At 50.4% G+C, this 12,419-nt stretch carries 10 protein-coding genes; 3 read left to right on the forward strand and 7 right to left on the reverse strand.

Going from position 1 to position 12,419, the window contains the following annotated elements:
* Nucleotides 1–147 precede the first annotated feature (147 nt).
* Together HMPREF2907_RS01725 and rpmE are read right to left on the reverse strand one after the other, a co-directional pair.
* A complete protein-coding gene (locus HMPREF2907_RS01725; RefSeq protein ID WP_070679380.1) occupies nt 148–1,800 on the reverse strand; it encodes an ArnT family glycosyltransferase in 1,653 nt (550 codons plus the stop codon).
* A gap of 169 nt (nt 1,801–1,969) precedes the next feature.
* Entirely contained in the window at nt 1,970–2,185 is a 216-nt protein-coding gene (rpmE, locus tag HMPREF2907_RS01730) for a 50S ribosomal protein L31 (protein WP_016686438.1), read from the reverse strand.
* 281 nt (nt 2,186–2,466) lie between these two features.
* Here rpmE and HMPREF2907_RS01735 point away from each other — a divergent pair, with 281 nt between their 5' ends.
* Entirely contained in the window at nt 2,467–2,982 is a 516-nt protein-coding gene (locus HMPREF2907_RS01735; RefSeq protein WP_377084714.1) for an acyltransferase, read from the forward strand.
* 238 nt (nt 2,983–3,220) lie between these two features.
* Here HMPREF2907_RS01735 and cysS read toward each other — a convergent pair whose 3' ends face one another.
* From cysS to HMPREF2907_RS01755, 4 genes are all read right to left on the reverse strand, one after another.
* The gene (gene cysS, locus HMPREF2907_RS01740) at nt 3,221–4,642 is read right to left on the reverse strand and encodes a cysteine--tRNA ligase (RefSeq protein WP_070679386.1); all 1,422 of its coding nucleotides are present in this window, start codon (nt 4,640–4,642) and stop codon (nt 3,221–3,223) included.
* Nucleotides 4,643–5,326: 684 nt separating this feature from the next.
* Nucleotides 5,327–6,376: an AAA family ATPase gene (locus tag HMPREF2907_RS01745; RefSeq protein WP_070679389.1), complete on the reverse strand. Its 1,050-nt coding sequence runs from the start codon at nt 6,374–6,376 to the stop codon at nt 5,327–5,329.
* 82 nt (nt 6,377–6,458) lie between these two features.
* Complete coding sequence (gene obgE, locus HMPREF2907_RS01750; RefSeq protein ID WP_060975251.1) at nt 6,459–7,613, reverse strand: GTPase ObgE; 1,155 nt, start codon at nt 7,611–7,613, stop codon at nt 6,459–6,461.
* A gap of 195 nt (nt 7,614–7,808) precedes the next feature.
* Complete coding sequence (locus tag HMPREF2907_RS01755) at nt 7,809–8,507, reverse strand: thiol:disulfide interchange protein DsbA/DsbL (protein WP_070679392.1); 699 nt, start codon at nt 8,505–8,507, stop codon at nt 7,809–7,811.
* Nucleotides 8,508–8,706: 199 nt separating this feature from the next.
* On the opposite strand from HMPREF2907_RS01755, the gene murJ reads away from it, so the two are divergent.
* Both murJ and HMPREF2907_RS01765 read left to right on the forward strand, forming a co-directional pair.
* The gene (gene murJ / locus HMPREF2907_RS01760) at nt 8,707–10,248 is read left to right on the forward strand and encodes a murein biosynthesis integral membrane protein MurJ (protein ID WP_070679396.1); all 1,542 of its coding nucleotides are present in this window, start codon (nt 8,707–8,709) and stop codon (nt 10,246–10,248) included.
* Between the two features lie 161 nt (nt 10,249–10,409).
* Nucleotides 10,410–11,384 (forward strand): glycosyltransferase, encoded by a 975-nt coding sequence (locus HMPREF2907_RS01765; protein ID WP_083310642.1) that lies wholly within the window; start codon nt 10,410–10,412, stop codon nt 11,382–11,384.
* Nucleotides 11,385–11,452: 68 nt separating this feature from the next.
* Here the strand turns inward: HMPREF2907_RS01765 and HMPREF2907_RS01770 are convergent, their stop codons facing one another.
* A complete protein-coding gene (locus HMPREF2907_RS01770) occupies nt 11,453–12,253 on the reverse strand; it encodes a competence/damage-inducible protein A (protein WP_070679402.1) in 801 nt (266 codons plus the stop codon).
* Between the last annotated feature and the right edge of the window lie 166 nt (nt 12,254–12,419).

Raw genomic sequence — 12,419 nt, forward strand, 5'->3', positions numbered from 1 at the left:
CTTGTCCTGATTTTTGTTAATCCACTATATCAAATACCTGTCAGACGCATTCTTGCAAACAATGTTTCCGATACTCAAATTCTCATGAAAAAACGTCGTCTGAAACCGATTTTCAGACGACGTTTGCCATTCACGCCCCTAGCGGATTCATTCCGCTTTCTCCAGCAAGGCGAAGCCTTCCACCTTGTTTCTCGGGCGCGCACCCTGCCAGATTTTCGTCCAGCCCGGTGGCGCGTCGGTATTTTTAGGCTGCTGCACCAGACGGTAGCGGCAGGCAGCGTCGTCGGTGTGGAGTGTCAAGTTGCTATATTGCGCCCAAGCGATGCGTGCGCGGTGGTCTTCGTTGGCGATGCTGATGCATTCGAGGTCGTCTGAAAGCCGTTTTTTCAGTTCGGGGGAGAGGGAGGCTTCCATTTGGAGGACGACGGGCGCGTGGCTTTTGGCGGCGTCGAGCCACGGCAGGAACAGGGTCATCAGCAATGCCCACGCCAGCGTAACACCTGCCGCCCAGTTGGTCACTGCCTGTCTGCCGCGGATGTTTTTGCGGGTAATCGCCCACAGCCACAGCGGGGTAAACAGCAGGGCGACCGCCATCGGTATCGGGTCGATGTCAGGCGTGTAATACGGGCTGAAATAGGCGGCGCGTTCGGCGAGTTTGGCAGGCCAGCCGTAGTTCATGGCGAAGAAGCCCGTCCACAGGAAAATGGCGAAAAGTCCGAACGCCATGACGCCGAACCAGTTGATAAACGCCGCCGCGCCGCGCCGCAGTCCGTCCAGTTGCGCCGCACCGAGCAGGGCGAGCGGGGGTAGCAGCCAAACGAGGTTGTCTTGCAGGCGTTGCGGGCTGACGGCAAGAATGCTGAGGACGATGAGGAACCACGAAATGCACAATACGCTCCAGTTTTTTTCGCGTATGCGGGGGCGGCTTAACGTCCATGCGGCGAGCGGCCACGCGGGCAGGGTAAACCAGAGCAGGTTTTTCAGGTAATAAAACAGGCTGAAGGTCGTCTGAAAACCACCCAATCCGCCGAATGCGCCGAGCGAGTGGTGGTGCAGCCAGATGGAAAACAGTTCGGGCTTGGTTCTGGAGAAAATGAGCGGATAAACCGTCAAGAGCGGCAGTCCGATGGCGAACGCGCCGACCAGCGTCAGGTAATAGCGTTTGACGCGCCATTTCTCATCGAGCAGCAGGGCGGGGGCTAAAAACATCAGCGCGGCGGTCATCAGATAGCCCGATGAAAGCGACAGCAATGCCCAGCCGCCGCCCAGCAGCAGGGAGGAGGTAATGACGCGGCGTTGCGCCAACGAAAAGCCACACAATATCATGCCCGACGCGGCAAAGGCGACCGAAGCGGGGTTGAGGAAGTGTGCGACCGAGAGCAGCCCGATGCTGCCGATCAGGATGAGGACGACGCTGCGCCCGTGGTGCCTGCCCAAAAAGTTGAATCCGGCAAAACCGCAGGCGGTCAGCCCGATAATCGTAAAGAAAACGCCCGCAAACCGCGCGGCATCATAAGCGTCCGCCGCCCAAGGCGACAACAGGTGTTTGAACGCCGCCGCCACCCACAAATAGACGGGCGGAATCTGAAAATCCGGCTGCCCCAACACATGGGCGACCAACGGCGTCGCGCCTGCGTCTAAGGCTTCGACGGCGGTAAAGACGGTGGGTTCGGCGGGATTCCACAAGTCGTGCGAAAACACGCCCGGCCACAGCCAGGCAAATGCCATCAGCAGCAAGAGCCAGGGTTTTTCATGGGTTTTGGCAGGTTGTCGCGGATCGGGCGGGGTGTAAGTGAGCATAGCTTTGAGGGGGTTGAACGTATTTTCGTGTAGTTTAGCAAAGATTCGGCGGTAGGTCGTCTGAAAGGAGGGGTTTGGTTTTTAATCTGGCGAAAATGCATTTTCAGACGACGTATAAAACAAAAAAGACTGCATAAAATGCAGTCTTTTTATTTCAGCAAAGCGGCGATTAGCGTTTGAACAGGTTGCCGAATTTGTTGTTGAATTTGTCCACGCGACCGGTGGTGTCGACGATTTTTTGAGTGCCGGTGTAGAACGGGTGGCACAAAGAGCAAACCTCGATGTTGAAGCTGTCTTTTTCCAGCGCGGATTTGGTGACGAATTTGTTACCGCAAGAGCAGGTAACGTTGATTTCGTGGTAATTAGGGTGGATATCTTGTTTCATTTTGTTTCCTTTCGGTTAAGCGGGCATAGGGGATGTACCTATGCTTCAGACAAGAGTCGGATTTTCGCTGTTTTTTTCTGTTCCGTCAAGAGGATATTGCCCGAGAGAGGTTGTCGGCATTTTTTTGTGTTCTTGAAATGATGATTGGGATAATAAGGTGCTGAATTATTTATCGTATTGTTTATTTGAGTAATTTTTTAAGAATTTTTGCTTTATTCTTGAACTTTATGCAAAATATAGGTCTGATGGCATATATTTATCGAATGAGGGACCGTATAGGAATGAAGGCAAAAATAAATGGTTTGATTCTGCGTGTGGTCAGCGGTTTGCTGCCGCCGTCGTATTGTCGTGTTTTAGGCACGCCTGCTAAAAGAGTCCGTGTTTTTTTAGCAAAAAGAGTGTCGCCTCATATCGGCACAAACGTCAATATTGAAAAGGGCGCGTATGTCATGCCGGATACGGTGATCGGCGATAACTCGGGGGTCGGTGTCAATTGCGAAATATGCTACGGTCTGACGATAGGCAATAATGTCATGATGGGGCCGGAATGTTTGTTTTATTCCAATAATCACAAGTTTAATCGAGAAACTTTGAAATATGAGGGCTATACGGAAGTCAATCCGATTGTGATTGAGGATGATGTTTGGATCGGACGGCGCGCGATTATTATGGGCGGTGTCCGGGTAGGTAAAGGGGCAGTCATCGGCGCAGGGTCTGTGGTAACCAAAGATGTGCCGCCATATTGCGTCGCCGCTGGGAATCCTGCGGTCATCAAGAAGAACCTGTTAGAAGATTAAAGTACACACATCACGGTTTCCAATCAAATATAGTGGATTAAATTTAAACCGGTACGGCGTTGCCTCGCCTTAGCTCAAAGAGAACGATTCTCTAAGGTGCTGAAGCACCAAGTGAATCGATTCCGTACTATCTGTACTGTCTGCGGCTTTGTCGCCTTGTCCTGATTTAAATTTAATCCACATATATAAAGGTCGTCTGAAAATGTTTTCAGACGACCTTTTTTCATATCAAAGCAAATTAGCCGCGCCGCCAAGTCGTACCGCCGGCATTGTCTTCCAGAATGATTTTGTGTTCGTTCAGAAGGTCGCGGATGCGGTCGGACTCTGCCCAGTTTTTATCCGCGCGCGCCTGTTTGCGTCGGGCGATTAAGTCTTCGATTTCTTCGTTGGAGAGGCCGTCTGAAACCGCGCCGCCTTGCAGGAACTCGGTCGGATCGCGTTGCAGCAGACCGATGATGCCGCCCAAGGTTTTCAGGCAGCCGGCGAGGTGTGCGTCGTTAGTTTTATTCACTTCGCCTGCCAGTTCAAACAATACGGCAACGGCTTCGACCGTACCGAAATCGTCGTTCATAGCGGCGTAGAAGCGGCGGGTGTAGTCGTTGGCATTTTCGGACAATTTGAACGCGGCAGCAGGAGTGTTTTTCAAGGTGGTGTACAGGCGTGTCAGTGCGCCTTTGGCGTCGTCTAAATGCGCGTCGGAATAGTTCAACGGGCTGCGGTAATGGGCGCGCAGGATGAAGAAGCGCACGACTTCGGGGTCGTATTGTTTCAACACTTCGCGGATGGTGAAGAAGTTGCCCAACGATTTGGACATTTTTTCGCCGTCCACGCGGATGAAGCCGTTGTGCAGCCAGTATTTGACGTGGCTGGCAATGCTTTGACCGTGATGTGTTTGCGCGTGGTCATGGCCGCAGGTATGACCGCTTGCGCCGACGCTTTGGGCGATTTCGTTTTCGTGGTGCGGAAATTGCAAGTCCGCGCCGCCGCCATGAATGTCGAAAGTATCGCCGAACAGGTTTTCACTCATGGCAGAGCATTCGATGTGCCAGCCCGGACGGCCGTTGCCCCACGGGCTTTCCCATGCGGGCTCGCCTGCTTTCGCCGCTTTCCACAACACAAAATCAAGCGGATCACGTTTGAAACCATCGACTTCCACACGCTCGCCTGCGCGCAGGTCGTCCAACGATTTACCCGACAATTGTCCGTAAGCGGCAAACTCGCGCACGGCGTAGTAAACGTCGCCGTTTGCAGCAGGATAAGCCTTGCCGTTTTGAATCAGGGTTTCAATCATCGCAATCATTTGCGGGATATTTTCCGTCGCCTTCGGCTCGATGTCGGGACGCAACACGCCCAAAGCATCGGCATCCTCGTGCATGGCCTGAATGAAGCGCACGGTCAGTTCGCCGATGGTTTCGCCGTTTTCAGCCGCACGGGCGATGATTTTGTCGTCGATGTCGGTGATGTTGCGCACATAAGTGAGCGGATAACCGCACTCGCGCAGCCAGCGGGCAATCATGTCGAACACGACCATCACGCGAGCATGGCCTAAATGGCAATAGTCGTAAACAGTCATGCCACAAACGTACATACGCACGTTTTTAGGGTCGATGGGGGTGAAGGGTTCTTTTTGACGGGTCAGGGTGTTGTAGATGGTGGTCATAGGATTATGGATTGATCTTTGTTGCTCGGATGATGATTGCTGTTCTGTTCCTGTAGATACAGACCAAGGAATATCACACGGTTGCCCGTTATTAATATGTTTGATATTCGTGAAGATTGGTTTTGCATAACAATTCTCAAATGTTTTTGTAAACTTTGATGTTTTAAACTTAACTTTTAATGAGGCTATATCTAATGAAGAAGGAGAAAGTTTGCTTATACTACTAGGCATTTCAATATGAAGAACTATTTTTATTTCGTTGCAATTTAAAGCTGAGTGAGCAAAATCTTTTTCCTCCTGCTTTTCTGCTTTAAATTTAGCGGAAACCAATCCTGCCAATGAATCTCGAATTTTTCTTGCGATTAAATATGGTAGGTCAGATAATTTTTCATCTATTGATTGAGAATTTGGCTCAAACTCAAGTTGGTAATAATCTTTGATTTCAATTAGCCAAAGTGTCGATTCATGAAGAGCTATTATATCTACACCTGAGCTGCCACTATCGTTATCCACACTTTGATCTATCCCATTTTTCCCTTTTTCATTTATATCAATTTTGTTACGTAAATTACAACTGTTCTGAAAAATTTCATAATGTTCCCAATTATCATATTTGGTAGCACGGTAATCTTCAGGAAAAGTAAAAGTTAATCTCTTTTCTTTGATTATGGTCATAGCCTAACCTCAAATATTCAGATACCTGTCTGCCTGCATAATGCTTTCATCTAACAATATCAATGTATCCAAATCATTAATGCTGTCCCCTTGTTCTACTTTTGTTCCATCATCGGAAGCAACCAATGAGAAAAAACGTACAGGTAAATTTGTTTTATTTTCAAAATTCAAAAGTTCCAATTCTCTCAATAGGAATAAAGAGTGTGTCGCAATAAAGACTTGAATGCCTTGTTGAGATAAAGACCAAATAATACGGGCAGCCACTTTGATCAATTTAGGATTCAGATTAGCTTCCGGTTCATCCCAAAATAGATAGCCTTTATCTAGCAATGCCCCTGTTGCGATTAACCGGGCAATCATGACAAATTTCCGCAAACCCTCTGCTACCAAAGGTGCTTCAATCTTACCGCCCGTGTTTGTCAGCGATAGATAAAACCTTCCTTGTTCTTCAGATACTTTTCCTCCCATTGCGTTCTCAAGAGGTTCAAGTAATTCTCGAATTTTGGTTTCTCTGGGACCTTTGGCAAGCGGGTGATTTAATTGCATACAGGTATCAAACCAAGTTTCTTCGAAAGGGATGCTTTGGTTTTGATACAAAGAAGTAAACCAAGGGCAAAGTGTAATTAATTCACGGCTGGGTAAAAAGATAGGCGTCGGAGTATGTTCACTTTCTTTCAGCCCGATACTTTCGATATTGACTTGCGATGATGAATTGCTAGAGAAATTCAGCCTACTATGCGTAATACCGTTTTGCAGTTTTAAAACAATTTCCGTACGTCCACGCCCCTGCAAACGTTTGCTCAACCTGCCCAAGGAATCGGGACGGAAAACATTCAGTAATTTATCGGCAAAACTTTTTTGCAATTCTGTTTTCAGTAATCTGTTTTTGGTGTTAGATGTTACTTCTAGCAGGCTGTATAAAATTTTTAACAAATGTGTTTTGCCACAACCGTTTTCGGCAACAATAACATTGAGATTTTCAGAAAATTCGAAAGTATCGTTTGGAAGAACGGTAAAGTTTGTCAACTCAAGCGACTGGATATATTGGTTAGATGACATTTTTAATCCATTTCAATCTTGCTTTAAAATTGTTTCAGACAACCTTTTTGTAGAACAAATATCGTCTGAACCCCTTTCTTTTTTACTCCGGTTTAAATACGCCTGTATCCGTTTTAGGCTGCTGCTCGGCAATCTCAGTATTTGCCGCCGCTTGTTCCGCCTCCGCTTTTTCAGCTTCAATGCGTTTTTTCTCGGTCAGGTATTGGTTGATTTGGTGTACCAATTCCTGCGTGCCTTGGTGGGTCAGTGCGCTGATTTGGAAGAGGCGCGGGGTTTCCATGTCAAATTGGAAGCGGTCGTCTGGTTTCGGGTAGTCCCAGCCGATGGCTTCGAGGAAGGCGGCAGTGCGCGTTTGGGCTTCTTCTTCGTCGAGCATGTCGAGTTTGTTCAGCACGAGCCAGCGCGGTTTGCCGTAAAGTTCTTCATCGTATTTGCGCAATTCGTTGATGATGGCGAGTGCCTCTTCGGCTGGGTTGACGGTTTCGTCGAAGGGAGCTAAATCGACGACGTGCAACAGCAAGCCGGTGCGCGATAAGTGTTTGAGGAAGCGGTGGCCGAGGCCTGCGCCTTCTGCTGCGCCTTCAATCAGGCCGGGGATGTCTGCCATGACGAAGCTGTGGTTTTCGTCGATGCGCACGACGCCTAAATTCGGATGCAGGGTGGTGAAGGGGTAGTTGGCGATTTTGGGGCGCGCGGCGGATACGGCGGTAATCAGGGTGGATTTACCGGCATTGGGCATGCCTAACAAGCCGACATCGGCGAGGACTTTGAGTTCGAGTTGTAGGGACCGGGTTTCGCCTTCTTCGCCGGGCGTGGATTGTTTGGGCGCGCGGTTGACGGAAGATTTGAAGTGGATGTTGCCCAAACCTCCTTTGCCGCCTTTGGCAAGGCAGACGCGCTGGCCGTGGTGGGTGAGGTCGGCGACGATTTCGTCGGTGTCAAGGTCGCGGATGAGGGTGCCGACGGGCATTTTGAGGACGATGTCGTCCGCACCTGCGCCGTAGCGGTCGGAGCCGTGACCTTTTTCGCCGTTTTTGGCTTGGTAGCGTTTGACGAAGCGGTATTCGACGAGGGTGTTGGTGTTTTCGTCGGCTTCTGCCCACACGCTGCCGCCTTTGCCGCCGTCGCCGCCGTCGGGACCGCCGCGCGGTACGAATTTTTCGCGGCGGAAACTGGTTGCGCCATTACCGCCTTTGCCTGCGGCGACTTCGATTTTTGCTTCGTCGATGAATTTCATGGTGTTCTCTTGTATTTTGGGTTTCAGACGACCTTTTGTGTCGTAGGTCGTCTGAAAAAATGGGAATGGGGGATATTATAAGGGATATGGGGGATGTGCGCCCGTTTCTCTGTCCCGCTTGGTTTTTTGCCGGATGTTTTGTGAAAACAGCCGTCCTGAAATCGCGGTTTCGGACGGCTGTTTGCTTTTTGGGGATTATTTGGCAGTTTTTTGTTCTTCGCGTACTCTGTCTGCAAGCAGGTCTATGGTTTTCATACCTGATTCCCAGTCGGCAAATTCGACTTTGTATTTGCCGCCGACAATGACGGTGGGCGTGCCGTCGATTTTGTAGGTGTTGGTCAGCTCTGCCATTTTGTCTGCGCGGGTTTGGCTTTCGGGGGATTTGTAGGCGGCGAGGACTTTTTTGCCGTCAAAAGCGGTTTGCTCGGCCAACCATTTTTTGAGGGTTTCAGGGTCTTGCAGTTTGACTTTCTGATTAACCATAGCATCAAAGATATGGCTGTTTGCAATGTCTTTGGTGTCTGCGACCGCCATATCGACGGCGGCAGCAAGGCGCGCCAACGGTTTCATCTCATCGCCCCAAACAACGTGTTCAGTACGAAGGTAGGTGTCGTCTTTGAAGGTTTTGACGTGTTTGCTCAAAACGGGTTCGAGGTGGGCGCAGTGCGGACAGAAGTAGCCGAAAAATTCGAGGACTTCGACTTTGCCTGCCTGCTGTTGGGGAATAGGCGTGCTGAGTGTGGTGTAGTTAAGCCCCTCAACTAAAGCGACAGGCGCAGCGGAGGCTGCTGAAGCCGCAGGCGCACTGTCGGCGGGGACGCTGGTTTGGGCTTTGTTTTCGCAGGCGGTCAGGGCCAGCAGGGCGGCGGTAAGAGCCAAGGCTTTCAGTTTCATGTTTACTCCGTGATAGTTTGGTTAAATGGGAGATTTTATTGCATTTTGGCGGTTTGATATATGGTTTGATGTGAAAAAGACAGTTTCATGTAGGGAAATGATGGTGTTGAAAGAGGTCGTCTGAAAAAGTGTTCTGTTCGATTCTGTCGTACAATACGCGCTTTCAGACGACGTCTGGACTTTTGAAGGAATAAAACGGATGAATTTGTTAGGGGCTTTGGCCAAGGTCGGTAGCTTAACGATGGTGTCGCGCATACTTGGATTTGTGCGCGATACGGTAATTGCCCGAGCGTTTGGTGCAGGTATGGCGACCGACGCCTTTTTTGTGGCTTTTAAACTGCCGAACCTGCTGCGCCGCATATTTGCGGAAGGGGCGTTTGCCCAGGCGTTCGTGCCGATTTTGGCGGAATATAAGGAAACGCGTTCGAAAGAAGCGACGGAGGCGTTTATCCGCCATGTGGCGGGGATGCTGTCGTTTGTCCTGGTGATCGTTACCGCTCTGGGTATTCTTGCCGCGCCTTGGGTGATTTGGGCTTCCGCGCCCGGCTTTGCCAAGGATGCGGACAAATTCCAGCTTTCTATCGATTTGCTACGGATTACGTTTCCTTATATCTTATTGATTTCGTTGTCTTCTTTTGTCGGTTCGATACTGAATTCTTATCATAAATTCAGCATTCCCGCGTTTACGCCGACGTTTTTGAATATTTCTTTTATCGTCTTTTCGCTGTATTTCATACCGTATTTTGATCCGCCCGTTACCGCGCTGGCTTGGGCAGTTTTTGTCGGCGGAATTTTGCAGCTCGGCTTCCAACTGCCTTGGCTGGCGAAACTGGGTTTTTTGAAACTGCCTAAGCTGAATTTTCAAGATAGGGCGGTCAACCGCGTAATGAAACAGATGGCGCCTGCGATTTTGGGCGTGAGCGTGGCGCAGATTTCTTTGGTGATCAACACGATTTTCGCTTCTTATCTGCAATCGGGCAGCGTTTCGTGGATGTATTACGCCGACCGCCTGATGGAGCTGCCCAGCGGTGTTTTAGGTGCGGCGCTCGGTACGATTTTGCTGCCGACTTTGTCCAAGCATGCAGCCAATCGGAATAGGGAGCAGTTTTCCGGACTGCTCGACTGGGGTTTGCGACTGTGTATGCTGCTGACCCTGCCGGCGGCGGTCGGGTTGGCGGTATTGTCGTTCCCGCTGGTGGCGACGCTGTTTATGTACCGCGAATTTACGCTGTTTGACGCGCAGATGACGCAACATGCGCTGATTGCCTACTCTTTCGGCTTAATCGGCTTAATCATGATTAAAGTGTTGGCACCCGGTTTCTATGCACGGCAAAACATCAAAACGCCCGTCAAAATCGCCATCTTTACGCTCGTCTGCACACAGTTGATGAACCTTGCCTTTATCGGCCCTTTGAAACACGTCGGGCTTTCGCTTGCCATCGGTCTGGGCGCGTGTATCAATGCGGGATTGCTGTTTTACCTGTTACGCAAGCACGGTATTTACCGACCGGGTAAAGGGTGGGGGAGTTTCCTAAGTAAAATGCTGCTGTCGCTTGCCGTGATGGGCGGCGGACTGTGGGCGGCGCAGACTTACCTGCCGTTTGAGTGGGTGCATGTCGGCGGTTTGCGCAAAGCAGGGCAGTTGTGCATCCTGATTGCGATAGGCGGCGGTTTGTATTTCGTTTCGCTGGCTGCGATGGGTTTCCGACCGAGAGATTTCAAACGGGTGGAAACGCATTAGAGGGTGTTGAAACGTTAAATAAGGTCGTCTGAAAACCTTAAAATATGGTTTTCAGACGACCTTTTGCAAAAATTATCATCATCGCCGGGATCGTTTTTGAAACTTAAATACATCGCAGATGTCTATTTTTAGTCGTTTACCACTCATCAGGATGCAGATTTATGCCGATAAATGTTTCACTAATTGTTCCTGTCTATAACGGCGGGAAATTTGTGGCAGGTTTGTGCCGTCATTTTGCAGGTCTGCATAAGGCTGTCGAAGGGATGGAATTTATTGTTGTAAACGACGGCTCTACCGATGATACATCGGCTCAGTTCAGGCAGTTTTTCAATGAACATCCCGAATTGCAGGCGCAGTTGATTGATACGCCCAACGGCGGAGTCAGCAGGGCGCGCAATATCGGTTTGTCCAAAGTGCGCGGGGAATATGTGATGTTTATGGATCATGACGACAATATCGATCCTCCGCTTTTGACAGGTTTGGTTGAAAAAATGAAGCATACTGATGCGGATGTCCTTCAATTCAATGTCGATGCGCGCTATCCCGCCAATGAAGACGAGATTATCGGTTTGGCGGAGTATATGGACCGCTATCCGTTTTGGTCGTGCGTTTGGTCGTATATCTACAAACGCAGTCTGCTGGAAAAAACGGGGCTGAAATTTATTGAAGGCATGAAATATCTGGAAGACGGCGTATTTTTGACCGAGTATCTTTTACAATGTAACACCGTCATTGCCAGCAACACCGTTGTTTATGATTATGTCGATAATCCCGAATCCGCCATGCGCAGCAAGCGTACGCCCGAGCAGACGAAGAAATACCTCGACGATATCGGTTTGGCAGTAAGGGAATATACGCGCCTGCTCACTACGCCTGGGCAGCCGCCCAAAGTTGCCCGCAGGTTATTGGAAATACGGGATTCCTTCCAATTCATCCATTTGGTTTCGATGCTTAAAAGCGGTGTTTCTACGGACGAACTGTTCCGCAGGCTGGAAGAAAACGGCTACGATTTCCGAATGGCGGGCTATCCCAGCAAATTCAACCGCCGCCGCGACGTACGCCTTTTGTGCCATGTATTCCGCAGCCGTTTGTTGTTAAAGCTTCTGGCGGCTTCCAAGATAATGGCAAAAGATTGACAGACTCAAAAAGGTCGTCTGAAAACCAATACAGGTTTTCAGACGACCTTTTTATTTCATCCTGCGCCTCAAGCGGGCGTATCTTTCAACTCCGCGCCCACATCTTTCAAACGCTGCAATACTTCGTCCCATGCTTTGTCCAAATCGCGGCACGCCCCGCCTTCCGCTTTGATGCCGAACTCGATATGCGGTTTGACCGCCGTTCCGTCCGCATTCTGCCAGCCGACGCTGGGCAGGCTGTAAGAGCGCACGCCCGGGTAGGTGTGTTCGACGTATTCCATAATCGGCGCGACGCGCGATTCGGGCTGTCCGAACACATACACGCTGCGGCTGCCGCGTTCGGTTTGGTTGAAACGGTCGGCGTAATAAGTATCCAAAACCCATTCCGCCATCGGGTGCGCCATCACGGGGAAGCCGGGGAAGAAATAATGTTCGCGGATGGAAAATCCGGCGATGTTGTTGAACGGGTTGGGCACAAGCTCCGCGCCTGCGGGAAAGTCCGCCATTTTCAGGCGTTGGGCGTGTTCGGGGGCATCGAGCGGTTCGCCGCGTTTAAGGGTAACGGCTTCGATGAACTTGGCGGCTTCGGGATGGCGGACGACGGGCAAATCCAAAGCGGCGGCGGCAGCTTGGCGGGTGTGGTCGTCGGGCGTGGAACCGATGCCGCCGGTAACGAAAGTCGGCAGGCCGTCTGAAAAGCTGCGGCGCAGTTGTTTGACCAGCAAATCGGGTTCGTCGGGCAGGTATTGCACCTGATTGAGCTTCAGCCCACGCGATTCCAGCAGGGATTTGAAAAAGGCGAAATGCTTGTCTTGGCGGCTGCCGTGCAGGATTTCGTCGCCGATGATGATGAGGTTGAAAGCGTTCATGGATAGGTTTCTTTACCGATGCCGTCTGAAAATATTGATGGCGCTGTAATTTATTCCCTCTCCCGTGGGAGAGGGTTAGGGAGAGGGCTGAGCTTGCGTTTTTCAGGCAGCGTTTGCTTAAGGGCTGCTGTCTGTGCCCTCTCCCCAACCCTCCCCCGCAGGGGAG

The organism is Neisseria sp. HMSC055H02 (assembly GCF_001813335.1).
In the GTDB taxonomy this organism is placed as follows: domain Bacteria; phylum Pseudomonadota; class Gammaproteobacteria; order Burkholderiales; family Neisseriaceae; genus Neisseria; species Neisseria sicca_C.